The organism is Actinoplanes sp. NPDC089786 (assembly GCF_040684855.1).
Lineage (GTDB): Bacteria > Actinomycetota > Actinomycetes > Mycobacteriales > Micromonosporaceae > Actinoplanes.
In genome coordinates this window covers 33636-58643 of record NZ_JBFBGU010000003.1, presented here as the reverse complement: position 1 = coordinate 58643, position 25008 = coordinate 33636, and the positions used below count along the sequence as shown (strand labels likewise).

The window sequence follows — 25008 nt, the reverse complement described above, 5'->3', positions numbered from 1 at the left end:
TGCCCGCTTCACACCGTTTCATCCCGTTTCGACACACCCGGGGCGGCATCGGCCATCATCCCGACACTGCGAATCGTGTCGGCCGCGCTCACCGACGCCCCCGCACCCGGCCGCGTCGTAGCGACCTGCCCCGGCCCGATCACGGCGGCCAGACCCACCGCGGCACTCAGCGCCACCACCGACATCCGCCGGCTCATCGTCTTCGTCATGACCACGACCATTCCGGCGTACGGTGTCCGCGCGCTGTGCGAAACCGCAGCTCCGCCTATGTCCCGGCCGCACAGGTGATACACAGGGAACGGAAAGGGCGGACATAGCCGCGCCCGCGAGAGTGGGAGCATGACGATGGCGAACCCCGACACGAGCACCGAACTCCGCCGCCCCGACGGCGGGCCGGTCCGGGTGCTCGTCGTCGACGACGAACCGACCCTGGCCGAGCTGCTCTCGATGGCCCTCCGCTACGAAGGGTGGGACGTGCGCAGCGCCGGCGACGGCATGACCGCCGTGCGAACCGCCCGCGACTTCCGGCCGGACGCCGTCGTGCTCGACATGATGCTGCCCGACATCGACGGGCTGGAGGTGCTGCGCCGGCTGCGCGGCGAGACCCCCGACGTGCCGGTGCTGTTCCTCACCGCCAAGGACTCCGTCGAGGACCGCATCACCGGGCTCACCGCCGGCGGCGACGACTACGTGACCAAGCCGTTCAGCCTGGAGGAAGTGGTGGCCCGGCTGCGGGGGCTGATGCGCCGGATGGGCCGCTCGCCCCTGCGCGCCGAGTCACAACTGCACGTCGGCGACCTGACCCTGGACGAGGACAGCCACGAGGTGCGCCGGGGCGGCGACCTGGTCACGCTCACCGCGACCGAGTTCGAGCTGCTGCGCTACCTGATGCGCAACCCGCGCCGGGTGCTCAGCAAGAGCCAGATCCTCGATCGGGTGTGGAACTACGACTTCGGCGGCCAGGCCAACGTGGTCGAGCTCTACATCTCGTACCTGCGCAAGAAGATCGACGCCGGCCGGACGCCGATGATCCACACCATGCGCGGCGCCGGCTACGTCCTGAAGCCGGCCGACTGACGTGCCCTCCCCCGGCATGGTGCCTACCGACATGGTGCCTATAGGTGCGCAGAGCAGCTCTGCGCACGCCGAGGCACCACCACGTCATCCGGCGCGCCGGCTCAGCCCACGGAGCTGGCCGCTGCGTACCCGGCTGGTCGCGATCCTGATCGCCCTGCTCGCGGCCCTCGGCCTGCTGGTGGGCGCGACGGCGCAGATCTTCCTGCACAAGACCCTGTTCGACCGGGTCGACGACCGCCTCACCGAGCTGACCAACCGGACGCTGGGCCGCGGCGGGCCGCCCGGCCCCAACGGTGGTGGTGTCCAGCGGACCCTCTATGCGATCGACGGCGCCAAGCGGCATGTCCTGGGCGGCGCGCAGGCCGGCAGCATCGTCGTGATCTGGGGGCCGCATCCCGTGACCGGCGAGGCCGGCGTCTTCGGCGGCAAGATCGAATACACCCAGTCCGTCGCCGACGAGAACTTTGACCCGCGCGACAGCGGCGACTATGCCGGGCTGCCGAGCGAAGCCGAGAACAAGCTGGCCGCCCTGCCGCCCAACGGCGAGCACGTCCAGGTCGACCTCGGTGGCGATCTCGGCGACTTCCTCGTGGTGTCGACCCTCGCGCCGGGCAACCAGGTGGTGGTCACCGGTCTGCCGCTCGCCGACACCCAGAACACGCTGCTCTCGGTCGGGCTGGTCATCGGCGGCGGGATCCTGCTGTCGCTGGTCGCGGCCGGGCTGGCCGGGGCGTACATCGTCCGGCGTACCCTCATGCCCTTGAATCGGGTTGCGGCCACCGCGACGCGCGTCTCCGAACTGCGGCTCGACCGCGGCGAGGTCGACCTGGCGCAGCGGGTGCCGGCCGAGGACACCGACGCGCGCACCGAGGTCGGCCAGGTCGGCGCGGCGCTCAACCGGATGCTCGACCACGTCGGCAGCGCGCTCGAGGCGCGACACCAGAGCGAGACGCAGGTACGGCAGTTCGTCGCCGACGCCAGCCACGAGCTGCGCACCCCGCTCGCCGCGATCCGCGGGTACGCCGAGCTCAGCCGCCGCAGCCGGCAGCCCGTCCCGGCCGAGGTCGGGCACGTGCTGCGCCGGGTCGAGTCCGAGGCGCTGCGGATGACCGCGCTGGTCGAAGACCTGCTGCTGCTCGCCCGCCTCGACTCCGGGCGGCCGCTCGAACACACCCCGGTCGACCTGACCATGCTGGTGGTCGACGCGGTCAGCGACGCGCACGCGGCCGGTCCGCGGCACGACTGGCAGCTGGCCCTGCCCGAGGAGCCGGTCAGCGTGATCGGTGACGCGGCGCGGCTCCACCAGATCCTGGCCAATCTGCTGGGCAACGCGCGTACGCACACCCCCGAAGGCACCACCGTGACCGTCGGGGTGAGCGCGACCGACCGCGAAGCCGCCCTGACCGTGACCGACCGCGGCCCGGGCATTCCCGCCGACCTCCAGCCGCACATCTTCGAGCGCTTCGCGCGGGGGGACAGCTCTCGGTCGCGGGCGGCCGGCAGCACCGGGCTGGGGCTGTCCATCGTGCACGCGGTGGTGACCGCGCACGGCGGCACGGTGGCGGTGCGGTCGGAGCCGGGCCGCACCGAGTTCACCGTGCGGCTGCCGCTGGAACCGCGGTCACCAGGGGCGGCGGCGGAGCCCGTCCATCAGGACGTCACGGAGGTCCTCCAGTAGCGCGCCGGCTGCCTCGCCGTCGCTCACGTGCAGCTCCAGCGGCACCGACTCGCGGTCGCGGCCGACGATCACATCGAGCGCGCAGAGGGCCCGCCCGGCCAGTTCGGGGCTCACGCTGGGCAACGCGGCCCGGGCCAGGCGATGGTCCAGCCAGCTTCGCCCGTACGCCGCCGGCAGACCGGCCGCGACCACCGCGATCGCCGTGATCGCCTGGGTGGGCGGAATCTCGCCGAGCAGCACGGTCGGCGTCTCCCAGACCCGGGCCACGACCGTGGCGACGGCCTGGAACCGCTCGCGGGGCGACAGCTCGAGCAACTCGTCGAGCAGATTGGGGGCCGAGACCTCGTTCATGTTCCCATCGGACCACAGGCGGACCTGGTTGCCCATAACCCGGCGGGCGTACATCCGTGTACTGTGTTGGCGTGTCCCGTTGGTATCGGTGGTTTACGAGGCCGGCTCAGCCGGTGTCCTCGGTTGTAACCTCCTGACCTGAGACACCCACCAGAGCCGGCCAAGGCAGCGACAACAATGTCGCTGCCTTTTCGTTTGCGAAAAACAAGCCGGCTCACGCTGTCAGGCGCCCGGCGGAAAGGTTGTTGTCATGACCATCCCCGAGGTGCAGCGGGTCCGGGATCAGCGCATCGCGACCGCCGTCCCGCTGATGAGCCCCGCCCTGCTCCACCACGAGCTGCCGCTCACCGAAGATCTGCACGACGCGGTGCTGGCCGGCCGGCGTCAGGTCGAAGCGGTGCTCCAGGGCCGAGATCCACGGCTGCTGGTCGTCGTCGGGCCGTGCTCGGTGCACGACCCGGAGGCCGCCGGCGAGTACGCCTCACTTCTGCGGGACGCGACCGATCGCCTGGCCGACGACCTGCTCATCGTGATGCGCGTGTACTTCGAGAAGCCCCGCTCCACGGTCGGCTGGAAGGGCCTGATCAACGACCCGGCGCTCGACGGCACCGGTGACGTGTCCACCGGCCTGCGGGTGGCCCGGCGACTGCTGCTCGAGGTGGTCCGCCGCGGCCTGCCGGTGGCCGTCGAGTTCCTCGACCCGATCACCCCGCAGTACATCGCCGACGCGGTGGCCTGGGGCGCGATCGGCGCCCGCACGGTCGAATCCCAGGTGCACCGCCAGCTCGCCAGCGGCCTGTCCATGCCGATCGGCATGAAGAACCGCCCCGACGGCAGCATCAGCACCGCCATCGACGCGATCAACGCGGCCGCCGCCCCCCACGTCTTCCCCGGCATCGACTTCTCGGGCACTCCGGCGATCCTGCACACCACCGGCAACCCCGACTGCCACCTGGTCCTCCGCGGCGGAGGCGGCCGGCCCAACTACTCGGCCGCCGACGTGGCCCGGTCCCTGACCCTGCTCGGGCAGGCCGGCCTGCCCGAGCGCCTGGTCATCGACTGTTCCCACGGCAACAGCAACAAGGACCACCTGCGCCAGCCCCTGGTCGCCGACGACGTGGCCCAGCAGGTGGAGGCCGGCCAGCCCGGCATCTCCGGCGTGATGCTGGAGAGCTTCCTGGTCCCCGGCCGCCAGAACCTCGGCGACAGCCTGACCTACGGCCAGTCGGTGACCGACGCCTGCATGGGCTGGGACACCACGGTCGAGGTCCTCGAACGCCTGGCCACCGCCTCGGCCAAGCGCCGCGCCGCCTGACCCCGCGGTCGTCCACAGGCGGACCCGCTTGTGGACGACCGCCGCCGATCGTCGTGCCCCGCGCTACATTCCAGACCCACCCAGTGCCGGGGCGGGGGAGGCGGCGGCTCGTCGCGCAGCGCAACCCACCCCTACCGAGGCGGGGTGCGGCTGCGGCTGTTCAGCCGACCTGCGGGAACAGGGATGCGAAGCGGGACAGGTAGAGGGGCCAGCCCTCGTCGTGGCGGACGCCGTCGCGGAGGGACTCCCAGCCTGGGCCGTGGCGGTCGAGGTTGCGGTGTTCCAGGTCGACCCGGGTTCGGCTGGGAGATTCGGCGGTGAAGCGGACCTCGACCTCGCTGGCGTTCTCGGGGTCTTGTTCCAGTTGCCAGGTCGGGCCGATGTCCCAGGTGAACAGCACGCGGTGGGGTGGGTCGTAGGCCAGGACGCGGGCCCAGCGGCATTCGGTGCCGTCCTCGGCCCGGTCGTAGATGTGGCCGCCGACCCGGGGCTCGAAGACGGTCTCGGTGATCGGGGACGACAGCAGGTTGTGCTCGCGCGGCTTGACGTCACCGAATCGCTCGGTGAACACCGCGAACGCCTTCTCGATCGGCGCCTCGACGACGATCTGCCGGATGACGACGGTGTCGCTCATTCCTTCTCCTCCGCAATGTCCTTGAAGCCGTCCAAGGCGCGGCTCCAGTAGGTGTCGAGCTGGTCCCGCAGCGCGGCCACGCCGGCGGGGTTGAGCCGGTAGACCCGGCGGGTGCCGGCGGCCCGGTCGGTGACCAGGCCCGCATCCTTGAGCACCTTGAGGTGTTGCGAGACGGCGGGGCGGCTGATCGGCAGCACCTCGGCGATCTCCCCGACCGCCCGTGGACGCTCGGCCAGGCAGGCGACGATCGCCCGTCGGGTCGGGTCGCCGAGTGCGTCCCATCCGTCGTCGGCTTGGTAAGTAACCACGAACGGTAAGCTACGACTTACCGAGTCGCCACGTCAAGGCCCCACGACCCGGCATGACCCGGCGGCGAGAAGCGGCCTGGACCACCCGCGGCCCGGCGCGTCGACGGCGGGACTCTTCTGCGCCCGTACCCGGGAATGAACCTCACAGAATCCGCACAGGGCAACCACAAGGCGCCGACAGAGCGCGCGCCGAGAGTGACGGGGTCAGCTTGAAACCCTGCCCGAAGGACTCCGATGACCACGACGATGCCGGCTCCGCCGCTCGCGCCGCCGAACCCGCCGGCGCCGGGCCGAAAGCGCAACCTCCTGTTCGGAAAACCCGGCGACCCGCGCTGGGTGCGACCCTCATTGCTCGCGTTGCTGCTGGTGACCGGCCTGCTCTACCTGTGGGGCCTGGGCGAGTCGGGGTGGGGGAACGCGTTCTACTCCGCCGCCGTGCAGGCCGGGTCGGAGAGCTGGAAGGCCTTCTTCTACGGCTCGTCGGACGCGGCCAACTCGATCACCGTGGACAAGACGCCGGCCTCGCTGTGGGTGATGGCGCTGTCGGTGCGGCTGTTCGGGCTGAGCTCGTGGAGCATCCTGGTGCCGCAGGCGCTGATGGGCGTGGCCACCACGGGACTGCTGTTCGCCACGGTGCGCCGGTGGTACGGGCCGGCGGCGGGGCTGCTCGCGGGGGCGGTGTCGGCGCTGACCCCGGTGGCGGTGCTGATGTTCCGGTTCAACAACCCGGACGCGCTGCTGGTGCTGCTGATGGTGGCCGCGGCGTGGGCGATGACCCGGGCGCTCGAGGACGGGGGCACGAAGTGGCTGGTCTGGGCCGGGGTGTTCATCGGCTTCGGCTTCCTCACCAAGATGCTGCAGGTGCTGCTGGTGGTGCCGGCGTTCGGGCTGGCGTATCTGCTGTTCGGGCCGTGGGGTGTCAAGAAGCGCATCGTGCAGCTGCTGGTGGCGGGCCTGGCGATCGTGGTGTCGGCCGGCTGGTGGATCGCCATTGTGGAGCTGGTGCCGGCGTCGATGCGGCCGTACATCGGCGGCTCCCAGAACAACAGCATCCTGGAGCTCACCCTCGGCTACAACGGCCTCGGCCGGCTCAACGGTGAGGAGACCGGCAGCGTCGGTGGCGGCGGCGGGGGCGGCTTCGGCGGGGGCTGGGGCTCGACCGGGCTGACCCGGATGTTCGACGCGTCGCAGGGCGGTCAGGTCTCGTGGGTGCTCCCGGCGGCGCTGATCCTGCTGGTGGCCGGCCTGGTGCTGACGCTGCGGGCGGCGCGCACCGACCGGCTGCGCGCGGGGCTGGTGCTGTGGGGCGGCTGGCTGGTCGTCACCGGCCTGGTGTTCAGCTTCATGCAGGGCATCTTCCACGCGTACTACACGGTCGCCCTCGCACCGGCGATCGGCGCGGTGGTCGGCATCGGCGCGGCCCTGACCTGGCGCGCCATCCGCAAGCGGTCGACGTCCTCCAACCCCGCGGCATCTTCCTCCATGGTGGACGGATACGCGGCTCCGACCTGGCAGGCGCCGTTCGCAACGGTGATGCTGGCGCTCGCCATCGGGGTCAGCGCCTGGTGGTCGTTCACGATGCTCGGCTGGAGCACGGACTTCCTGCCGTGGCTGCGCTGGGTGGTCCTGGTCGGCGGGCTGGCCGCGGCGGTCGGCACGCTGGGTCTGATGCGGCTGCCGATGCGGGTGGCCGCGGTGATCGCCGGGGTCGCGCTGGGTGCCACGCTGGCCGGTCCCGCGGCGTACGCGGTGCAGACCGCCGCCGAGCCGCACACCGGGTCCATCCCCTCCGCGGGGCCCGCGGTTCAGGGCGGCTTCGGTGGTGGGCCGGGCGGGCGCGGCGGCCCCGGCGGCGGCGGGATGCGCGGCGGCTTCCCCGGTGGCTTCCCTGGTGGCGGCGGGTTCCCGGGCGGCGCGGCTCCGGGCGGCGCGGCTCCGGGCGGCGCGGCTCCGGGCGGCGGCTTCGGCGGCCGGCCGGGTGGCGGCGGCATGGGCGGGCTGCTCAACGCCGCGACCGTCTCCGACCAGATGAAGTCCCTGCTCGAGCAGAACGCCGACGACTACACCTGGGCGGCCGCGGCCGTCGGTTCGCAGAACGCGTCCGGTTACCAGCTCGCCACCGGGAAACCGGTCATGGCGATCGGCGGCTTCAACGGCAGCGACCCATCGCCCACCCTGGAGCAGTTCAAGCAGTACGTCGCCGACGGCAAGGTGCACTACTTCATCGGTGGCGGCGGCTTCGGTGGCGGCGGCCGGGGCGGCAACAACTCCGGCGGCAGCTCGCAGATCTCCTCGTGGGTGCAGGAGAACTTCACCGCCCAGACGATCGACGGTGTCACGGTCTACGACCTGACCCAGCCGTAGTGACCACTTCGCGTCGGCCCGCTCAGGCGGCTCTCCATCCGGAGGGCCGCTTGAGCGGCGCGTGGTGCCTATACGCGCTCAGAGCTGCTCTGAGCGCGTATAGGCACCACTCCCGCAGCATTCATAGGGCCGGCACAGCTTTGCCACATTCGGGGCAAAGCACCGCAGTCGACCTTGGTGGCATGAGCCTTTCCACGCTGCCCGAGCCCGCGACCGCGCCGCTGCGCCTGGACGCTCCGGTCCTCGATGTCGTCGTTCCCGTCTACAACGAGGAGATCGACCTCGAACCATGCGTCCGCCGGCTGCACGACTACCTGTCGGCGCGGTTCCCCTACCGGTTCCGGATCACGATCGCGGACAACGCCAGCACCGACGCCACCGCGGCCGTGGCCACGGATCTGGTCGAGGCGCTGCCCGAGGTCACCGCTGTGCACCTGGCGCAGAAGGGGCGGGGACGGGCGCTCAAACACGTGTGGACGCACTCGGACGCGGCCGTCCTGGCGTACATGGATGTTGATCTCTCCACCGACCTGGCCGCCCTCCTGCCGCTGGTCGCGCCGCTCATCTCGGGCCACTCGGACCTCGCGATCGGGTCGCGGCTCAGCCGCGGATCCCGGGTCGTGCGCGGCGCCAAGCGGGAGTTCATCTCGCGCGGCTACAACCTGCTGCTGCGCGGCACGCTCGCGGCGCGGTTCTCCGACGCGCAGTGCGGCTTCAAGGCGATCCGCGGCGACGTGGCGGCCCGGCTGCTGCCGATGGTCGAGGACACCGGGTGGTTCTTCGACACCGAGATGCTGGTCCTGGCCGAGCGGGCCGGCCTGCGCATCCACGAGGTGCCGGTGGACTGGGTGGACGACCCGGACAGCCGGGTGGACATCGTGTCGACGGCGATCGCCGACCTCAAGGGCATCGTGCGGCTGGCCCGCGGCCTGGGCAGCGGGCGCATTCCGCTGGCGGCGCTCCGCGAGCAACTGGGGCGTTATCCGCTGCCGGTGGCGGGCGTGCCGGCCGGGCTGACCGGGCAGCTGGTGCGTTTCGCGGGCGTCGGGCTGGCGAGCACGCTGGCCTACCTGGCGATCTTTGCCCTGCTCCGGGTCGGTCTCGGCGCCCAGTGGGCCAATCTGCTGGCCCTGCTGCTCACGGCGGTGGCCAACACAGCGGCCAACCGCCGGCTCACTTTCCGGGTACGCGGAAACGACCGCGCCTGGCGGCATCAGGCCCAGGGCCTGGTCGTCTTCGGCATCGGGCTGGCGCTGACCAGTGGCTCGCTGGCGCTGCTCCACTCGACCACGACGGCCCCGGCGGCCTGGCTGGAGCTGGCCGTCCTGGTGACCGCCAACGCCGTCGCCACCGGCGTGCGGTTCCTGTTGATGCGCATCTGGGTCTTCCGGGCGGCCTGAACAGCCCAATCACACCTCCGGTGCGATGTCCTGCGGGCATCGATCGGGCATCATCTCGGCAGGCCCGGAAGTACCGGTCTTGCGACCGCCGGGTAACAATGTCATCACCGGGGTTGCGATGGGGCCCGGTCGATGCGTCTGGGAACGGGAGCACCGGACCGAGAGGTGGCGACATGCTGAGCAGAGAAGACACTCGCAGGCTTGCGCAGTTGGAGCGGCAGCTGCGCCGCGACGACCCGGAGTTCTGCGAGCGCATGGCCGCCGGCGGCCGCCCGGGCCGCCGCCGCCCGCCGATCTTGTTGATCATGGTGGCGGTCGCGGTGTGGGTGACCGCGCTGATCCTGGCGGTCAGCGGCTGGTGGATCGGGGCGGGCGTCGCCGCCGCCTGCGCGACGGTGATCGTGGCGTCGCTGGCGTACCGCAATCGTCGCTTCCGGCCCGGCGACCATCAGCTGTAGGCGACGCTCGCCTCCGGCACCTCCCGGGCCCGCGCCACCTCGGCCGCCTCCGCCTCGACCGCCTTCCGCACCTTGGCGCCCGGTGCTCCCCCGAACGCCGTCACGGACAGATCGACCCGCTTCCGACCGGCCATCTTGGCCCGCCACACGCCCGCGACCTCCCCGTCGACCAGCAGCGCGCCCGGGTTGCCGAGCGTGCGCCACACTTCTTTCTGCTGCTTCCTGTCCGGCACCAGCAGGTCGCGGTCGCGGCTCTGCAGCAGCGCGTCCATCGGCGGCACGAACCGCACCCCGCTCGGCGCCTTCGCCTTGACCAGGTCGTCCACCGCGTCGGCGGGCAGCCACGCCTTGCGTCCGTCGACGCCGACCTCGGCCAGATCGTCCGGCCACACCTTCTTCATCTCGGCCGTCGAACTGCCGAAGTACTTCCCCACCTCGAGCGGCCCGGCCGGCCCGAGCATCCGCAGATAGAGCCGGATCAATCGGTCAAAACCGTCGTTCTCCTCGGGTACGCCGGGCCAGTCCTTGATCGGCCCCAGCGTCGCGTCCTTGCCCCGCGACTCGACCTGGAGGCCGCCGGCCAGACCGGCGTGCTGCCACACGTTGCCCGCGATGTGCTGGGCGTCGCAGGTCCGGCAGAAGTACGTGAGCTCCTTCGGCACCAGCTTGCTGACCTGGGTGCTGACCTCGCCCCGCGGCATCGAGCCCGTGACAACCTTGCGGTTGGCCTCGGCCGTGGCCGTGAACGCCCGGATCCCGAGCTTCATCCCCTCACGGATCTGCCCGCTCTGGATCCGCGCCGTCGCATCCGCGTCGCTGACCGGCCACAACGCGCGCGCCAGATCCCACAGATCCCGCTTCCGGTGCAGATGCGGCGCTCCCCGGGCCGCCCAGACCATCACCAGTCGCTTGTCTTCAAGATCAGCTTGGGTACGCGCGGCCAGCGCCACCCGAACCGACCCCGGCGTGTACTCCTGCACCCCGAGATCAAGCAGCGGCAGATCCCCCGGCCGGTCCTGTCCGCGCTCGGCCAGCCCGACAGCCGCCACCCGGAATGCCATCACCCGCTCGCGATCAACCTGCTGAACAGCCATGACGCCGACCCTAGACCGCCGTGCCTGACACGGCCTGTCAGCTTCTCCCGCCTCTTCGGTCCCGGTCGCCCGTCTTCCGCGCCCGCCACCTCGGCCGCCCTCCGACTTCTGGCCCCGCCCGCTCGTCCTCCGCGCCCGCCACCTCGGCCGTCCTCGCGCCGTTGCGGCGCGACGCCCAGGTCAAGGACGGCAGTCGTAACGGAGGCGGCCGCCGCTCGTCTCACCCCGGGCCCGGCGCCATCGGCCGTTCCTCGCGCCGTCGCGGTGGCGGCGCTCCGGTCAGGGGCGCCGGCCGTAGCGACGGGTCGGCACGTTGCGCAGCCGCTCCTTGCGGGCGCCCGTATGGGCCTCAACCAGCTCCCACGTGTCCAGGCTGCTCGGACCGTACGGCCCCTCCTGCAGGATCGGCGGCTCGCCGGTCAACCGGTAACCGCAATGCCGCGCCACCGAGGTGCTGGCCGTGTTGGCCGGGTCGATGCGCAGCAGCAGCCGGCTCAGGTTGAGCGTGCTGTGGGCGTACCCGGAGAGCAGTGACAGCGCCGCCGACGCCAGCCCGCGGCGGCGAAAGGGCGCGCCGATCAGATAGCCCAGCTCGGCCTCCTTGAGGCCGGGGTCGACGCCGAAGAGCAGCACCTCGCCGAGCGGCCGGAGCCCGTCGGCCGTGATCGCCAGCTGGAGGCGTTGCCCGGTGATCCGGCCCTGCTGCGCCCGTTTCAGGTACGCGATCCCGGCCGCCACGTCGAACGGTGACGGCATCGGCGTCCACCGCGCGATGTCGGGCTCGTCCAGCAGCTCAACCAGGTCGTCGAGGTCCTCCGAGGTCCATTCGCGCAGCTGGACGCCCTCGCCGGTCAGCGAGATCGGGAAGGGAACGCGCCCGAAGGTCGTCACCTGTCGATCGTGCCGTCAAAGAGCCACTTCCGGCCAGTGCCGATCGGCAGGAAAGCCATGAAAGATTACTCATCCACCACTGCCGGGTGTGATCGTCTTCACCGGAAGGCTGCCCAGCATCGCCCAGTCGTGGCTGATGTCCGCGGCCGTGCGCAGCAGCAGCGGCAGGTAATCGCCGGTCAGCTTCTCCACCGGCGTCTCGGCGGCGTGCACCGTGATGTTGACGGCCGCGACCACCTCGCCCTCGGCGTCCCGGATGCCGGTCGCGATCGACCGGATGCCGGGCGCGAGGTCTTGGTCGGCCAGCGCCCAGCCCTTCGCCCGGACCTCGCGCAGCTCCCGGAACAGCTCGTTCGGCGTCGGCTGCCAGCGCGGCGTGACACCGGACCGGCTCGGCTCCTCCCACAGGAAGTCGAGAGTGTTGAAGTCTTGCGCCGCGAGCAGCACCTTGCCCATCGAGGTCGCGATCGCCGGGAAGCGCGTGCCGATCGAGACCGCCAGGGTCACGATCTTCGGCACCGCGACCCGGGCGACGTAGACGATGTCGCCCTCGTCCAGCTGCGCCATCGAGCTCGACTCGTTCGTCTGCGCGACCAGCTTCTCGAGGTGGGGACGGGCGACATCCCACATGTCGAGGGAGTTGATGTAGGTCATGCCGAGTTCGAGCACCCGGGGCGCCAGGACGAACCCGCGGTCGTGGTTGCGCACGTAACCCAGCGCGATGAGCGTCATCAGCATCCGCCGCACGGTCGGCCGCGCGAGGCCGGTGTCCGCGGCGATCTCGCTGAGTGTCGACACCCGGCGCTCCGGCCGGAAGCTCCGGAGCACCTCGAGCCCGCGGGCCAAGGCCTCGATGAAGTCAGGGCCGGCGTCGTCGCGCGCCATCCTGCCTCCCTCGAGTCCCATGAGGCTCAATGCTTCCACTGAGCCGATCCGGCGTCCCACTCGGTGTAGGTGTAAGGGTTGTCCGTCACCTTGGTCTCGGGCACGTCCGGGTTCATGCCCTTCTCCCAGGCCTCCTTACCCATCTGGCCGATCAGATGGTCGACCGTGGCCTCGACCTTGCTCCGCGCCGCGGCCAGGTCGACGTCGACCAAGCGGTGGTCACGCTTGACCAACCGGCCGTTGATCATCACGGTGTGCACGTCGCCGCGCTGGGCCTGGAAGGCAACGTGACCGTACGGGTTGAGGATCGGGAACATCACCGGCGAGGCGTCGTTCTTGATCAGCACGACGTCGGCCTTCTTGCCCGGCTCGAGGCTGCCGACCTTGTCGTCGAGCCCGAGCGCCTTGCTGCCGCCGCGGGTGGCCCAGTCGACCACCTGCTCGGCGCGCAGGTGGAGGTGGGTGACGGTCTCGGCGTTGGCGTGCGCCGCCATGTGCTCGCGGGACCGGTCGGCGCCGAGGGTGGTCCGCATCGCGGAGAAGAGGTCGCCGCTCCACCACACGCTGGTGTCCATCGACAGCGACACCGGGATGTTGTGGTCGCGCAGCGTCCAGGTGGGCGGGTAGCCCTGGCCGGCGCTCTGCTCGCTCTCGGTGGACACGGAGACCGAGCCGCCGGTGGCCGCGATGCGGTTGTACGAATCCTGGTTCAGCGTCGCCGAGTGCACGTAGATGTTCTGTGGCGTCATGAAGCCGTTCTCGTGCATCAGCCGGATGCCGTCGTCGTTGGTCGCGCCCCAGACGCCGGCGTGCGTGGTCACCGGCACGCCCAGCTCACGCGCCACCTCGAAGGCCGCCTTCTCGGGGAACGCCGGGTCGCCGGTCACGTCGAACGCCATCTGGAAGCCGAGCATGTCGTTGCCGCTGGTGATCCGGCGGTTGACGAAGTCACGGAAGCCGTCGCTCGTCGACCAGTCCCACGGGCCCTGCTGGATGTTGCCGTAGGCCAGGACGAACCGGCCGGGCACCGCCTCCAGCGCGTCGACCGCGGCGTCGGCGTGCTGCGGGGTCTGCAGGCCGTGGGACCAGTCGACGGTCGTGGTGACGCCGGCGTCGATCGCCTCGATCGCGGCGAGCAGGTTGCCGGCGTAGATGTCCTCGGGGCGGAACAGCTTGCCGGACTCGAGGTAGTACCAGACGAAGTACTGCGTCAGGGTCCAGTCGGCGCCGTACCCCCGCATCGCGGTCTGCCACATGTGGCGGTGGGTGTCGATCATGCCGGGCATCACGATGCCGCCGGACGCGTCGATCTCCACGGCGCCCTCGGGCGCGGTGAGGCCGACGCCGACCTCGGCGATCCGGTCATCGACCACCAACACGTCCGCACCCGTCAGGACGGTGTGTGCGTCATCCATGGTGAGCACTAAGCCGTTGCGGAAAACCACGCTTTCACTCATCGCCGTTCACTCCCCTTCGAGCCTCGGCGGACAGTCGTCCGTCTGGCGGTCGCTGTGAGGCCACCAGGTTGCTCCCGCCCTTAACCGTGTGTCAAGACCAGATTTCCGGGCTGTCACGAGGCGGTTGACATCGCGTCCGCGAGAGGAGAAGACTTCCCGGTAGCGGACGATCGTCCGCCTGGCGGACACGATGAAGGGCGGACATGGGACCTCTCAGCGGCCTGGTGGTGGCCGACTTCTCCCGGATCCTCGCGGGTCCGTACGCGACGATGCTGCTCGCCGATCTCGGCGCGCAGGTCATCAAGGTGGAGAGCCCGGGCGGTGACGACACCCGCACCTGGATGCCTCCGGTCCGGGACGGCATCGCGACCTACTACCTCGGAGTCAACCGCAACAAGCGTTCCATCGCCCTCGATCTGAAGAATCCCGATGATCTGGATGTCGCCCAGCGCCTCGCGCGCCGCGCCGACGTGCTGATCGAGAACTTCCGGCCGGGCGGGCTCCAGCGCTTCGGCCTCGACCACGAGACGGTCAGCGACACCAATCCCGGCATCATCTACGCGTCGATCACCGGCTTCGGCACCGGCAAGGGCGCGAGCTATCCCGGGTACGACCTGATGGTCCAGGCGATCTCCGGCCTGATGAGCCTGACCGGCGACCCGGACGGCCCGCCGTACCGGGCCGGCATCTCGGTGTTCGACGTGATGGCCGGCATGCACGCCAGCATCGGCATCCTGGCCGCTCTCCGACACCGCGACGAGCACGGCACCGGCCAGCGGATCGAGGTCAACCTGCTGTCGTCCGCGCTGTCCGGGCTGGTCAACCACAGCAGCGGGTTCGTCGCGGGCGGTTCTGTGCCGTTCCGGATGGGAAACGCGCATCCGAGCCTGTTCCCGTACGAGCCGCTGCCCACCGCCGACGGCGACCTCATCGTGATCACCGGCAACGACGGCCAGTTCCGCAAGCTGTGCCAGGTGCTCGATCTGCCCGGGCTGCCCGACGACCCGCGCTTCGCGCACAACCAGGACCGCACGGCCAACCGCGCCGAGCTTCGGCCGATCCTGGTCGAGCGGCTGGCCAAGCGCACCAAGGACGAGTGGTTCCGCGAGCTGCTGGCGGCCGGCGTGGCGTGCGCTCCGATCAACACGATCGACGGCGGGTTCGCGCTCGCCGAGGAACTCGGCCTGGAACCGGTCGTGACCGTGGGCGACGTGCCGGGTGTCCGCAACCCGATCACGTTCTCGCAGACCCCGGCGGGATACGAGTTGCCGCCCCCGGCCCTTGACGAGCACGGTGAGGAGATCCGCGCGTGGCTGACCGAGAACTGAGCTTCCCGACCTCGATCGGCACGTCCGACGCCGACCAGATCCGGCTGCTCGGCCACGACCTCGCGGCCGATCTGATGGGCAAGGTCGGGTTCGGCGAGCTGGCCTACTGGCTGGTGGCCGGGCACCGCCCGACCGCGGGCGAGACGCGGGTCTTCGAGGCGGTGCTGGTCGCCCTGGCCGACCACGGCTTCACGCCGACCGCGATCGCGGCCCGGCTGACCTACCTGAGCGCGCCCGAGTCGTTGCAGGGCGCCCTCGCGGCCGGCCTCCTCGGCGGTGGCTCCCGGTTCCTCGGTGTCACTGAAGACTGTGGACGGTTCCTGCACGACACGCTTCGGGGCCTCGAGACGCAACCCGAGGACGACGCCGGGTGGGACGCGGTCGCGCTGGAGGCGGTCCGGGCCGCCCGGTCGGCGAAGCGGCTCATCCCCGGGCTCGGGCACCCCGTTCACAAGGTTCAGGATCCGCGTACGCCGGTGCTGATCGGCATCGCCGACGAAGAGGGACTGCGCGGGCCACACCTGCGGCTGTTCGAGGCGATCGGCCGGGTGCATCCACAGGTGCTGGGCCGGACGCTCCCGCTCAACGGCGCCGGCGTGTGCGGGGCGGCGCTGGCCGACCTGGGCCTGCCGGTCGACCTGCTGCGCGGCTTCGCGTTGCTGGCCCGGGCGGCCGGGCTGCTCGGCCACCTCGCCGAGGAACGGCGCCGCCCGCTGGGCATGGACATCTACCTGACCGTCGACCGCAACGCGGTCTACACCGACCTCGACCAAGCCGAGTAGACCACCGCCCGAACAGACCACAGAGAGGAGCCGCCGTGGCCACCGTCGTAGCGGTGATCGCCTCCACCCACCACCCGTTCTACTACCGGGCCAGCACAGCGACCGGCGAAGATCGTCCGCCCTTCGCCGACGAGTGGGTACGCAAGATCACCGCGTTCCGCGAAACGTTGACCCGGGCCAACCCGGACGTGCTGGTCATGGTCGGCTCCGACCACTTCCACCAGCTGTGGCTCGACAACATGCCACAGTTCCTGATCGGCAAGGCGCCGTTCTACGACGCTAACTGGTACAACGAGAAGCGCGAGTTCGGGCTGCCGCGAATGCTGCTCAAGGGCGACGAGGACCTGTCCGCCCATCTGCTGCGCCAGGGCATCGACCGCGACTTCGACCTGGCCTTCAGCAACGAGCTGCGGATCGACCACAGCATCACGTGCCCGATCATCACCCTGCGGCCCGAGGCCGACCTTCCGATCGTGCCGATCTACACGAACATCTTCGCGCCACCGCTCCCCCGGCCGAAACGGTTCGTGCAGCTGGGCGAGACGATCCGGGAGATTGTCGAGTCCTGGCCGTCCGACCTGCGGGTGGCGATCATCGGCACCGGCCATCTCTCGCTCGAGCTGGGTGGGCCGCGACAGTTCGGCGAGCACGGGCCCGACCCGGAGTTCGACCGGAAGGCCGTCGAGTGGATCGCCACCGGCGATCTGGAGAGCTGCCTCTCCGAGGTGACGCTCGACAGCCTGCACGCGCCGGGGAACGCGACGCACGGGTTCATGGACTTCATGCTCATGATGGGCGTGGCGGGCGCCGGGGCCAAGGCCGACTACGTCGACAGCCTCGACCTCTTCCACACCATGGAGGCGTACTTCACCTGGTACCCGAACGGAGCGCCCAAGTGAGCAAGTACCTGGTGGACAAGTTTCTGTACACGGTGGACCGTGATCCCGAACTGGTGGAACGCTACCGGGAGGACCCGGCCGGCACGGTGAGCTGGTGGGAGGCCGAGCGGGCGAACGCGGTCCTGAACTGCCACACCGGCGAGGCCAGCACCTGGCTGAAGTTCACCGACGAAGAGCGTGCGGCGCTCGCCGGTCACGACCACGTGAAGCTCTTCGAGCTGGGCGCACACCCGTTCCTGACGCTGACCCTGTTCATCGCGATGTTCGAGCGTGACCATGGGCCGCTGGAATACCAGATCGCGTTCGGGGCCCGGCTCAAGCACTTCGACCTGCCCTACCCCGACATCGCGACATGATGCGCGCCGCTGTCGTCGACACCTGCGGGCGGCCGCCCTCGGTCGCCGAGTGCCCCGAGCCCGCGGCCGGCCCGAGCGAGGTCCGGGTGCGCGTGACCGCCGCCTCGATCACGCCGCTCGACCTGCTGTGCGCGTCCGGGACGTCGTATTTCGGGGTGCCGGCGACGCCGTACGTCCCGGGTGTGCAAGGGGTGGGTGAGCTGGCGGACGGCACCCCCGTGTGGTTCGCGACGTCGGCGGGCATGCTCCCCGGCAACGGCAGCATGGCCGAGTGGGCAGTGGCCGCGGACGGTGACGTCGTGCCGCTGCCCGAGGGCGTTGACCACCGTCTCATCGCGGCCCTCGGGCTGTCGGCGGTGGCCGCGCTGATGGCGCTGACCTGGCGTGGCGACCTTCGTTCGGGCGAGCAGGTGCTGGTCCTCGGCGGCGGCGGGGTCGTCGGGCAAGCCTCGATCCAGTTGGCCAGGCTGCACGGGGCGGGCCGGGTCATCGCCGGGTGCCGGTCGGACGCCGCCCAGCGCCGGGCCGAGCGGGCCGGGGCGGCGGCCGTGGTCCGGATCGATCGGCCGGCCCTCGACGAGCGTCTGGCCGAGCACGGTCCGTTCGATCTGGTGGTCGACCCGGTGTTCGGGGCGCCGGCGGTGGCGGCGCTGCACGCGCTGCGCCCCGGCGGGCGGCTGGTCAACCTGGGCAGCTCGGCCGGCGAGAACGCGCCGTTCGACTCGGCGACCCTGCGAGGCAAGCACCTGAGCGTGCTCGGCTACACCAACACCGAGCTGACCAAGGAGCAGCGGGCCGACGCGCTCGCGGTGATCGCCGAGCACGTGCGCGGGGGCCGGCTGACCCTCGACTACGAGACGGTCGCCTTCGCCGACATCGGCGACGCCTGGTCCCGCCAGGCCGCCGGCACCGCCGACCGACGCCTGGTCGTCGCCCTTTGAGGCCGCCAACGAAGCTGGCTTGGCGCCCGATCCAGGCCCGGGTCAGCGGAACCTCGCGCCGGCGGTGAACTCCGGCTGGGTGTCATCCTCTGACGCCGCTGCGCGGAGGCCGCAGGGCACGCGACCCGGGTGCCGGGTCAGCGGGACTTTGCGGGGGCGGTGAACTCCGGCTGGTCGAGGACGCGGAGCCAGGAGCCGTCGGGCTGGCGGCGGACCACCTGGGCTCGGGCGCCGGCGCCGTCCTTGGGCGGGGTTGACGTCAGGGCCAGGTTATCGCTGATCAGGGTGGGTAGCGGCTCCTCCGGCTCGAAGGCCGGCAGGTGGGGCAAGGCGTTCTCCCAGAGGGTGCGGATGGCGGCTCGGCCGACCGTTTGTTCGCCGGGTGGGTAGGCCATCACGGCGTTCTCCTCGTACAGGAGCGACAAGCCCTCGGCGTCCTTGGCGTTCGCGCGCTCGACGAACAGGCGGGTCAGGTCCTCCGGCTTCATGGCCTTCTCTCGTTCGCTCATGAGTTCACCCTCCATCGGCTGGCGCTACAAGTCCAACTCATAGTTCTTGTAGTGGCTAGAATCTGTGGTTATGGAATTGCGGCAGCTCGAGTACTTCGTGGCGGTGGCCGAGGAAGCGAACTTCACGCGGGCCGCTGAACGGGTGCACATCAGTCAGCCGGGGGTCAGCGCGCAGGTACGGGCGCTCGAGAATGAGCTTGGCGCTGAGTTGTTCGATCGGTCGGCTCGGAGCGCGCGGCTGACCGGAGCCGGTAGCGCGGCGTTGCCGTTCGCCCGGGAGGCGCTCGCCGCCGCCGAGCAGCTGCGCGGCGCCGTTGACGAGGTGAATGGGCTGCTCCGCGGGCGGCTGGTCGCCGGGATGGTGCAGGGGTGCGAGGTGAAGCCCTGGTTCGGGGCGCTGGCCGCGTTCCATGACGAGCACCCGGGCATCGAGCTGGCGCTGCGGGAGGGCAACTCGGATGTGCTGATCGCCGACGTGCGGGCGGGGCTCTCGGATGTCGCGCTGGTCGGGATCGCCGGTGAGCCACCGGACGGGCTCTCGGCCGAGGTGATCATCAGTGAGGGGCTGGCGGCCATCGTGCCGCGGGGGCATCCGCTCGCCGGTCGGTCGGCTCTGCCGTTGGCGACGCTCTGCGAACACCCGATCGTGTCGTTGCCCTCGGGGACCGGAATCCGGAGCGCCTTCGACCAGGCATGCGCGGCCGCCGGGCTGAGGCCGGTCATCGCGCTCGAAGCGTCCGCACCGGGCGCGGTCGCGGATCTCGGTGCGCGGGGCCTTGGCGTCGCGGTGCTGAGCCGATCGATGGCCGCCGGATTCCCGGAGCTGGTCGCGCGGCCGATCGACGGGATCGAGCTGCCGGCGCTGCTCGCCGTTGTCTGGCGGCCGCGACCCAGCCCGGCCGCGGCAGCCTTCGCCCGCCACTGCCGCGAAGCCTTCGCGGGCTGAGGCACAGGTCGCCACGGCCGCACCGAGCGCGATCACCCACCCAGTCCCGCTCCGGCCACGAGTTGCGCCGTGCGATGGATGCGGCAGAAACGTCCACGAGGTGTGCCGATCGGCGAACGAAGGAAGGCCGTTCGGCGAAAGAGGCGGACAAAGGACGGCTGACGCGAGGGGACGACGCGACCCGGCGAGGGCTCGGAGCAGGGCCAGCGGCGGGACGGGCGGGGAGTGCTCTGGGCGTACCAAAAGGATGGGTTTGAAGATCAACGTAGGGTGGCGGCATGGGTGTGGCCGGGGTTGATGTGCCTGATCATCGGGGGCGGACGGGGCTGGATCGGGCCGGACTGGGGCTGGATCGGAATCCGGATGTTGTGGTTCGGCGGGTGGAGTTGGTGGCCAGCGGGTGGCACGTGCTGCGGAAGACCACCTATGACTACCGGCATGCGGATGGGACCTGGAGTACGGAGCAGCGGGAGACCTATGACCGGGGTAACGGGGCGACGATCTTGCTCTATGACCTGGCGCGGCGGACGGTTCTGCTCGCTCGGCAGTTTCGGTATCCCGTCTATGTGAATGATCATCCGGACGGGATGTTGCTGGAGACGGCGGCGGGGCTGCTTGATGACGATGATCCGGAGACGGCCATCCGGCGGGAGGCGGCCGAGGAACTGGGCGTTGAGGTGGGGTCGCTTCAGCACGTGTTCGACGTCTACATGAGCCCGGGGTCGGTCACCGAGCGGCTGCATTTCTATGCCGCGCCCTACGACTCGGGCACTCGGACGGGTGACGGCGGCGGGCTGGCCGATGACGGGGAGGACATCGCCGTCGTCGAGTTGCCGTTCGAGGAAGCGCTGGCGATGTGTCATGACGGGCGGATCGCGGACGCCAAGACCATCATGCTCCTCCAATGGGCCGCTGTCCGAGGACCGTTCGCCGGCGCACACTGAGGCGCATGGCTCTCCGGGTGTTCGGCGGCGCCTCGAAGCGGGTGGCCGCGGTTGATGACTATGTGTTCCCGACGGGGGTGCGCCAGCGGCTGGCCGCGTCTCGGCCAGGTTTGACCGATGCGCACCTGACCATGGTGGAGGATGCGGCGCGGCAGTGGTTCCGGTTGCACGCACGGCATCCACGCGGGGCGCGCTCCATGCCGTCGGTACTGGTCGCGGACTGGTGGCGGGAATTCGTACGGCACGAGCGGGAGTGCGCGGAGTTCATCGCGGCCGCGGTCGGACGACCGGTTCCGCATGCCGAGGCGGCCGGCGGGGTGGAGTCCGGAGGAACGGGCCACGAGTTGGCGGTCACCTACCGGCAGGCTCGGGAAGAGCCGGCGGACGGCCTTCCGCTGCTCTTCCGGGTCGACAAGTCGGTGGACGTGCCGGACGCCCGGCGGTACCTCGCCGACTGCGGTGGGCGCGGGCAGTGCTGGACGGTGCCGGGCGCCGTCTGCCTCCAGCATCTCGACGGGCCGGGACGCGCCACCGGCGGCAAAGGGCCGTATTCGACGCCGCCACCACCGGGGTGGGTCAGCAGCGGCGGTGACATCGGTAGCGGCATGTGACGCCGCGACGATAGGTTGCCCTTGTGACCTGGGCTTTTGAGGACATGGAGATCGACCCGGACGGCGTCGAGCTGCGCCGGGCGGGTGTCCGCGTGCCCGTCGAACCGCAGGTCTTCGAGGTTCTGGCCTACCTCGTCGCGCAGCGGGACCGGGTGGTGCCCAAGGAAGAGCTGATGGATCGGATCTGGGGTGGACGGTTCGTCAGCGAATCGGCCGTGACCAGCCGGATCAAGCAGGGGCGGCAGGCGATCGGCGACAACGGGCAGGCGCAGCGGCTGATCCGGACCGTGCACGGGAAGGGTTACCGGTTCGTCGGCACGGTGCGTCTGGGCGGGGCGTCACCGGCTGTCCGGCATGAGCCGGTGAGTTATGCGGAGAGCGACGGGCTGCAGATCGCCTACCAGGTCACCGGCGGCGGGCCACGGGACATCGTGCTGATCGCCGGCTTCGTGTCGCACCTCGAGCTGGACTGGGCCGACCCGCGGCACGCCGCGTTCCTCGACCGGCTGGGCACCTTCGGGCGGCTGATCCGCTTCGACAAGCGCGGCACCGGGCTCTCCGACCGGCCGCGGGAGGTTCCCGACCTGGAGACCCGCATGCACGACCTGCTGACCGTGATGGACGCGGCCGGGTCGCGGCGGGCGGTGCTGTTCGGCTACTCCGAGGGCGGGCCGATGGCCGCGCTGCTGGCGGCGATGCACCCGGACCGGGTCGAGGCGCTCGCGCTCTACGGCTCGTACGCGAAGCGTGAGCGCTCCGACGACTACCCGTGGGCGCCGACCCGCGAGGAGCGGGAACGCTACGTGGAACGGCTCGCGGTCGAGTGGAGCTGGGAGGCGGACATGCGCGTGATGGCGCCGTCCGCCGACGACGCGATGGCGCGGTGGTGGGGGCAGCGGGCGCGGGCCGCGGCCACCCCGTCGACGGTACGGGCGCTGATCGCGATGAACACGCTGGTCGACGTGCGGGACGCGCTTCCTTCGGTACGGGTGCCGACGCTGGTCATGCACCGCCGCGGCGACCGGGACAGCCGGCCCGAGGAGGGGCGCTACCTGGCCGAGCACATCCCTGGGGCGCGATTCGTCGAGCTGCCGGGCGCGGATCACTTCGTGGCGATCGACGCGAACCAGATCCTGGATCCGCTGGAGTCGTTCCTGTCCGACATCACGCCCGCGTCGCCGCCCGACCTGGCGTTGGGCACCGTGCTCGCGATCCGTGGCGAGCTGCCGCCGCTGGCCGCGGTACGCATCGCTCACACACCGGCGGGGGTGAAAATCGCGGTGTACGACGGTCCGGCCACCGCGATCCGCGACGTGCTGGCCAAGCCGCTCGGTGAGGCTCGGCTGGGTCTGCACATCGCGGAGATCGCCCGGGACGGCGGGATCGTCGACGGCCCCGGTGTCGACGTCGCGGTGGGACTCGCCGACCGCGCGTCGCCGGGGCGCTTCCTGGCCTCGGCGACGGTCCGCGATCTGGTGGCGGTGTCCGGCATCTCGTTGGTGGCCGCCGGCGACGGCGCTTTCAGCCGGCCCTGACGGCGTTTCGTTCCGCGGCGCGGTCCGGCGCGGGGTGTTGCCTATACGCGCTCAGAGCAAGAGGGGCCAAGGAGTGGTGCCCATACGCGCTCAGAGCAAGAGGGGTCAAGGAATGGTGCCTATACGCGCTCAGAGCAAGAGGGGCCAAGGAGTGGTGCCTATACGCGCTCAGAGCAAGAGGGGCCAAGGAGTGGTGCCTATACGCGCTCAGAGCAAAGGGGTCGAGACGCTATCGCGGTCGACGCCGGTGGGGTCAGGCCGGGGTTGGCGCGGCGGCGGCCGGGGTGTTGATCTTGATCTCGATCGGCACGCCGTTGGTCAGGACGTCCAACACGGCCGACCGGTTGCGGGACTGGGTGAGCAGGGCGGCGAGCTGCTCGGGGGTGGCGTCGCCGCGGATCTCGAAGGTCACGCGGATGGCCTGGTAGCCGTTGCGGACCTCGTTGTTCAGGCCCAGGATGCCCTGCAGGTCGATGTCACCCTCCACGGTGGACGTCACCTCGGTCAGCGGGATCCCCCGGGCCGCCGCGATGTTGGCCAGGCCGCTGGTCAGGCAGGCGGCCAAGGCGTGCAGGAGGAACTCGACGGGGGTCGGGCCCTGGTCGCTGCCGGTCAGGACCGGCGGGTGGTCGGCGTCGTACTCGTGGTCGACGGCCCGGACGTGCTCCTGGCCGGCGCCGGAGTAGCCGTTGATCGTGGTGCGGTTGTGGGTGCCGCTGACCCAGCGGTTGCGGGCGCGGAACTGGAACTCGGCCAGTGACGGCTGTTCCTTCACCGCGTTGATCGTGGCGAACAGCGTGCTCGTGTCGACTCCGTTGACGGTCATACCAGTTCTCCTAGGGTTTGAATGGTGGATCAGCCAAGTGCGAGGCGAGGTCCAGAGGGTGGCTGGCATCCGGCGCGAAGCGCCCGAATACCGGTGTTGTATTTGGGTGTTTCGTGGCGGCTGTCAGGCGCGCTCTGGGCCACGCCGCAGCCCTGGCTGATCCACCATTCAGACCCTTTGGGCATGGAGGCCAGCGTGGTGGCCTCCTCATCGAGGGCGCGGCTCAGTCGCCGCTGAAGGGCCGTGAATTCGTCCGGCGGTGGAAACCGGGTCATCTCACGGGTGATCGCGAACACCTCGCGCACGGCGTCGTCACGGCGCCGCTCGTAGGTGGAGATGTCGCGGGCCAGCAGCTCGGCGTCGCGGAACGCGTCGGTCATGCCGTGGCCGGTGATCGGGTCGCGGTGGTAGCCGGCGTCGCCGACCAGCGCCCAGCCGGGGCCGGTGGCGCGGCGGCGAAGGTTCGGCAGGCGGGCCGCCCCGCGTACCCGGGACGTGATGTGGCCTTGGGAAACCCGCCGGGCGAGCGACGGTGAGGCCCGGGCCAGCAGGTCGGCGAAGCCGGTCGTGGCCCGCGACGTGGTCGGGGCCGGGCCGCAGACCCAGACGCACGACAGGCCGTCGTGGGTGGGGAAGACGCCGGCGAACAGGCCGGAGCCGAGGTGGTACTCGAAGCCGCGGTTCGGCAGGCCGGCGACGTAGACGTAGTAGGTCGCGGCCTCGGACGGGTGGCTCTCCACGAGGTCGGCGCCGAAGAAGGTGGCCATGCGGGAGCGCACGCCGTCGGCGCCGATGGTCAGGCGCGCCGGGATGTCGCCCGCGGAGGAGCGAATGCCCTCGACGCGGCCGTCGTCGGCACGCAGAACCCCGGTCGCGGCGACGCCGGTGCGGATGGCCGCCCCGGCCTCAGCCGCCGCCCGCAACAGGATCGTGTCGAGCACGTGGCGGCGCGGCGCGATCAGAACGTCGACACCCGCGTGATCCTTGAGGGGGCGAACGGTCTCGACGCCGTCCAGGCCGAAGACGACCTGGCGGATCGCCGGAGCACCGCTGGCCAGAACCTCGTCGAGCAGGCCCCAGCGGGACAGTTGCACCACGCCGCCGCGGGCGATGCCGTGGGTGGACAGGGTGTCGGACGGCATCCGGCTGCGCTCGACCAGGGTCACCCGCAACCCGCGCCGGGCCAGGAGCATCGCCGTGGCCGCGCCGGCACATCGGCCGCCCACCACCACGACGTCGTTCGCCAGCGAGTTCATGCGTCTCACGATGCCGATCAGCGCGCCGCGAACCTTGGATGTCAGGTGGAGAACGAGATCTCCACAATCCGGCCCGGCGGCGAGAAGCGGCCCGGACCAAGCGGCGACCCGGCGCGTCGAAGGCGGGACTCCGGTGGGCCCGTACCCCTCAAAAGCGGTTTCA

At 70.9% G+C, this 25008-nt stretch carries 26 protein-coding genes; 15 read left to right on the top strand and 11 right to left on the bottom strand.

What is annotated here, in order from left to right:
- Positions 1-8: 8 nt before the first annotated feature.
- Positions 9-221 carry a hypothetical protein gene (locus tag AB0O15_RS14135; RefSeq protein ID WP_364318249.1) on the bottom strand — a complete coding sequence of 71 codons (213 nt, stop codon included), beginning with the start codon at positions 219-221 and terminating at the stop codon, positions 9-11.
- 118 nt (positions 222-339) lie between these two features.
- On the opposite strand from AB0O15_RS14135, the gene AB0O15_RS14130 reads away from it, so the two are divergent.
- Both AB0O15_RS14130 and AB0O15_RS14125 read left to right on the top strand, forming a co-directional pair.
- Positions 340-1077 carry a response regulator transcription factor gene (locus AB0O15_RS14130; RefSeq protein WP_364318247.1) on the top strand — a complete coding sequence of 246 codons (738 nt, stop codon included), beginning with the start codon at positions 340-342 and terminating at the stop codon, positions 1075-1077.
- Positions 1078-1093: 16 nt separating this feature from the next.
- Positions 1094-2755, top strand: coding sequence for a HAMP domain-containing sensor histidine kinase (locus tag AB0O15_RS14125; protein ID WP_364318245.1), 1662 nt, complete (start codon positions 1094-1096; stop codon positions 2753-2755).
- Here the strand turns inward: AB0O15_RS14125 and AB0O15_RS14120 are convergent.
- Positions 2699-3106: a hypothetical protein gene (locus tag AB0O15_RS14120; RefSeq protein ID WP_364318243.1), complete on the bottom strand. Its 408-nt coding sequence runs from the start codon at positions 3104-3106 to the stop codon at positions 2699-2701. The genes AB0O15_RS14125 and AB0O15_RS14120 overlap by 57 nt on opposite strands.
- Before the next feature lie 250 nt (positions 3107-3356).
- On the opposite strand from AB0O15_RS14120, the gene AB0O15_RS14115 reads away from it, so the two are divergent.
- Entirely contained in the window at positions 3357-4421 is a 1065-nt protein-coding gene (locus AB0O15_RS14115) for a 3-deoxy-7-phosphoheptulonate synthase (protein ID WP_364318241.1), read from the top strand.
- Positions 4422-4581: 160 nt separating this feature from the next.
- On the opposite strand, the gene AB0O15_RS14110 is transcribed toward AB0O15_RS14115, so the two are convergent.
- Complete coding sequence (locus tag AB0O15_RS14110) at positions 4582-5055, bottom strand: SRPBCC family protein (RefSeq protein WP_364318240.1); 474 nt, start codon at positions 5053-5055, stop codon at positions 4582-4584.
- The gene (locus tag AB0O15_RS14105) at positions 5052-5363 is read right to left on the bottom strand and encodes a metalloregulator ArsR/SmtB family transcription factor (RefSeq protein ID WP_364318238.1); all 312 of its coding nucleotides are present in this window, start codon (positions 5361-5363) and stop codon (positions 5052-5054) included. The genes AB0O15_RS14110 and AB0O15_RS14105 overlap by 4 nt, the downstream gene beginning before the upstream one ends.
- 234 nt (positions 5364-5597) lie before the next feature.
- Here AB0O15_RS14105 and AB0O15_RS14100 point away from each other — a divergent pair, with 234 nt between their 5' ends.
- The 3 genes from AB0O15_RS14100 (at position 5598) to AB0O15_RS14090 (ending at position 9585) form a co-directional block, all read left to right on the top strand.
- Positions 5598-7727, top strand: coding sequence for a glycosyltransferase family 39 protein (locus AB0O15_RS14100; RefSeq protein WP_364318236.1), 2130 nt, complete (start codon positions 5598-5600; stop codon positions 7725-7727).
- A gap of 182 nt (positions 7728-7909) precedes the next feature.
- Complete coding sequence (locus AB0O15_RS14095; RefSeq protein WP_364318235.1) at positions 7910-9127, top strand: bifunctional glycosyltransferase family 2/GtrA family protein; 1218 nt, start codon at positions 7910-7912, stop codon at positions 9125-9127.
- Between the two features lie 173 nt (positions 9128-9300).
- Complete coding sequence (locus AB0O15_RS14090) at positions 9301-9585, top strand: DUF3040 domain-containing protein (protein WP_364318233.1); 285 nt, start codon at positions 9301-9303, stop codon at positions 9583-9585.
- Here the strand turns inward: AB0O15_RS14090 and AB0O15_RS14085 are convergent.
- From AB0O15_RS14085 to AB0O15_RS14070, 4 genes are all read right to left on the bottom strand, one after another.
- On the bottom strand, positions 9576-10679 hold the full coding sequence (locus tag AB0O15_RS14085; protein ID WP_364318232.1) for a crosslink repair DNA glycosylase YcaQ family protein: 1104 nt from the start codon (positions 10677-10679) through the stop codon (positions 9576-9578). The two genes, AB0O15_RS14090 and AB0O15_RS14085, sit on opposite strands and share 10 nt — an antisense overlap.
- A gap of 279 nt (positions 10680-10958) precedes the next feature.
- Positions 10959-11570, bottom strand: coding sequence for a GNAT family N-acetyltransferase (locus AB0O15_RS14080; RefSeq protein ID WP_364318230.1), 612 nt, complete (start codon positions 11568-11570; stop codon positions 10959-10961).
- Between the two features lie 69 nt (positions 11571-11639).
- Positions 11640-12455, bottom strand: coding sequence for an IclR family transcriptional regulator C-terminal domain-containing protein (locus AB0O15_RS14075; protein WP_364318228.1), 816 nt, complete (start codon positions 12453-12455; stop codon positions 11640-11642).
- A gap of 26 nt (positions 12456-12481) precedes the next feature.
- Positions 12482-13912 (bottom strand): amidohydrolase family protein, encoded by a 1431-nt coding sequence (locus AB0O15_RS14070; protein WP_364318227.1) that lies wholly within the window; start codon positions 13910-13912, stop codon positions 12482-12484.
- A gap of 203 nt (positions 13913-14115) precedes the next feature.
- Between AB0O15_RS14070 and AB0O15_RS14065 the strand changes: the two genes are divergently transcribed.
- Genes AB0O15_RS14065 through AB0O15_RS14045 form a run of 5 tightly spaced genes read left to right on the top strand, consistent with a single transcriptional unit; the run spans position 14116 to position 18218 of the window.
- Positions 14116-15240 (top strand): CoA transferase, encoded by a 1125-nt coding sequence (locus AB0O15_RS14065; RefSeq protein WP_364318225.1) that lies wholly within the window; start codon positions 14116-14118, stop codon positions 15238-15240.
- Positions 15222-16022, top strand: a complete 801-nt coding sequence (locus AB0O15_RS14060; protein WP_364318223.1) for a citryl-CoA lyase — start codon at positions 15222-15224, stop codon at positions 16020-16022. The genes AB0O15_RS14065 and AB0O15_RS14060 overlap by 19 nt, the downstream gene beginning before the upstream one ends.
- Positions 16023-16057: 35 nt before the next feature.
- The gene (locus AB0O15_RS14055; protein WP_364318222.1) at positions 16058-16921 is read left to right on the top strand and encodes an extradiol ring-cleavage dioxygenase; all 864 of its coding nucleotides are present in this window, start codon (positions 16058-16060) and stop codon (positions 16919-16921) included.
- Entirely contained in the window at positions 16918-17277 is a 360-nt protein-coding gene (locus AB0O15_RS14050; RefSeq protein WP_364318220.1) for a hypothetical protein, read from the top strand. The genes AB0O15_RS14055 and AB0O15_RS14050 overlap by 4 nt, the downstream gene beginning before the upstream one ends.
- Entirely contained in the window at positions 17274-18218 is a 945-nt protein-coding gene (locus AB0O15_RS14045) for a zinc-binding alcohol dehydrogenase family protein (RefSeq protein WP_364318218.1), read from the top strand. Before AB0O15_RS14050 ends, AB0O15_RS14045 begins: the two co-directional genes overlap by 4 nt.
- Before the next feature lie 137 nt (positions 18219-18355).
- Here AB0O15_RS14045 and AB0O15_RS14040 read toward each other — a convergent pair whose 3' ends face one another.
- Positions 18356-18706, bottom strand: coding sequence for a nuclear transport factor 2 family protein (locus tag AB0O15_RS14040; protein ID WP_364319020.1), 351 nt, complete (start codon positions 18704-18706; stop codon positions 18356-18358).
- 91 nt (positions 18707-18797) lie between these two features.
- Between AB0O15_RS14040 and AB0O15_RS14035 the strand changes: the two genes are divergently transcribed.
- The 4 genes from AB0O15_RS14035 (at position 18798) to AB0O15_RS14020 (ending at position 22763) form a co-directional block, all read left to right on the top strand.
- Positions 18798-19673: a LysR substrate-binding domain-containing protein gene (locus AB0O15_RS14035; protein WP_364318216.1), complete on the top strand. Its 876-nt coding sequence runs from the start codon at positions 18798-18800 to the stop codon at positions 19671-19673.
- A gap of 278 nt (positions 19674-19951) precedes the next feature.
- The gene (locus AB0O15_RS14030; protein WP_364318214.1) at positions 19952-20617 is read left to right on the top strand and encodes an NUDIX domain-containing protein; all 666 of its coding nucleotides are present in this window, start codon (positions 19952-19954) and stop codon (positions 20615-20617) included.
- Between the two features lie 5 nt (positions 20618-20622).
- Positions 20623-21228, top strand: a complete 606-nt coding sequence (locus AB0O15_RS14025; RefSeq protein WP_364318212.1) for a hypothetical protein — start codon at positions 20623-20625, stop codon at positions 21226-21228.
- Positions 21229-21251: 23 nt separating this feature from the next.
- Positions 21252-22763, top strand: coding sequence for an alpha/beta fold hydrolase (locus AB0O15_RS14020; protein WP_364318210.1), 1512 nt, complete (start codon positions 21252-21254; stop codon positions 22761-22763).
- Positions 22764-23016: 253 nt separating this feature from the next.
- On the opposite strand, the gene AB0O15_RS14015 is transcribed toward AB0O15_RS14020, so the two are convergent.
- The gene (locus AB0O15_RS14015; RefSeq protein WP_364318209.1) at positions 23017-23589 is read right to left on the bottom strand and encodes an OsmC family protein; all 573 of its coding nucleotides are present in this window, start codon (positions 23587-23589) and stop codon (positions 23017-23019) included.
- 29 nt (positions 23590-23618) lie between these two features.
- Positions 23619-24845, bottom strand: coding sequence for an NAD(P)/FAD-dependent oxidoreductase (locus tag AB0O15_RS14010; protein ID WP_364318207.1), 1227 nt, complete (start codon positions 24843-24845; stop codon positions 23619-23621).
- Between the last annotated feature and the right edge of the window lie 163 nt (positions 24846-25008).

Coding starts and splice junctions, on each gene's coding strand:
- AB0O15_RS14135 (WP_364318249.1), bottom strand. CDS start 221: ATGGTCGTGGTCATGACGAAGACGATGAGCCGGCGGATGTCGGTGGTG.
- AB0O15_RS14130 (WP_364318247.1), top strand. CDS start 340: ATGACGATGGCGAACCCCGACACGAGCACCGAACTCCGCCGCCCCGAC.
- AB0O15_RS14125 (WP_364318245.1), top strand. CDS start 1,094: ATGGTGCCTACCGACATGGTGCCTATAGGTGCGCAGAGCAGCTCTGCG.
- AB0O15_RS14120 (WP_364318243.1), bottom strand. CDS start 3,106: ATGAACGAGGTCTCGGCCCCCAATCTGCTCGACGAGTTGCTCGAGCTG.
- AB0O15_RS14115 (WP_364318241.1), top strand. CDS start 3,357: ATGACCATCCCCGAGGTGCAGCGGGTCCGGGATCAGCGCATCGCGACC.
- AB0O15_RS14110 (WP_364318240.1), bottom strand. CDS start 5,055: ATGAGCGACACCGTCGTCATCCGGCAGATCGTCGTCGAGGCGCCGATC.
- AB0O15_RS14100 (WP_364318236.1), top strand. CDS start 5,598: ATGACCACGACGATGCCGGCTCCGCCGCTCGCGCCGCCGAACCCGCCG.
- AB0O15_RS14095 (WP_364318235.1), top strand. CDS start 7,910: ATGAGCCTTTCCACGCTGCCCGAGCCCGCGACCGCGCCGCTGCGCCTG.
- AB0O15_RS14090 (WP_364318233.1), top strand. CDS start 9,301: ATGCTGAGCAGAGAAGACACTCGCAGGCTTGCGCAGTTGGAGCGGCAG.
- AB0O15_RS14085 (WP_364318232.1), bottom strand. CDS start 10,679: ATGGCTGTTCAGCAGGTTGATCGCGAGCGGGTGATGGCATTCCGGGTG.
- AB0O15_RS14075 (WP_364318228.1), bottom strand. CDS start 12,455: ATGGCGCGCGACGACGCCGGCCCTGACTTCATCGAGGCCTTGGCCCGC.
- AB0O15_RS14070 (WP_364318227.1), bottom strand. CDS start 13,912: ATGAGTGAAAGCGTGGTTTTCCGCAACGGCTTAGTGCTCACCATGGAT.
- AB0O15_RS14065 (WP_364318225.1), top strand. CDS start 14,116: ATGGGACCTCTCAGCGGCCTGGTGGTGGCCGACTTCTCCCGGATCCTC.
- AB0O15_RS14045 (WP_364318218.1), top strand. CDS start 17,274: ATGATGCGCGCCGCTGTCGTCGACACCTGCGGGCGGCCGCCCTCGGTC.
- AB0O15_RS14040 (WP_364319020.1), bottom strand. CDS start 18,706: ATGAAGCCGGAGGACCTGACCCGCCTGTTCGTCGAGCGCGCGAACGCC.
- AB0O15_RS14035 (WP_364318216.1), top strand. CDS start 18,798: ATGGAATTGCGGCAGCTCGAGTACTTCGTGGCGGTGGCCGAGGAAGCG.
- AB0O15_RS14030 (WP_364318214.1), top strand. CDS start 19,952: ATGGGTGTGGCCGGGGTTGATGTGCCTGATCATCGGGGGCGGACGGGG.
- AB0O15_RS14025 (WP_364318212.1), top strand. CDS start 20,623: ATGGCTCTCCGGGTGTTCGGCGGCGCCTCGAAGCGGGTGGCCGCGGTT.
- AB0O15_RS14015 (WP_364318209.1), bottom strand. CDS start 23,589: ATGACCGTCAACGGAGTCGACACGAGCACGCTGTTCGCCACGATCAAC.
- AB0O15_RS14010 (WP_364318207.1), bottom strand. CDS start 24,845: ATGAACTCGCTGGCGAACGACGTCGTGGTGGTGGGCGGCCGATGTGCC.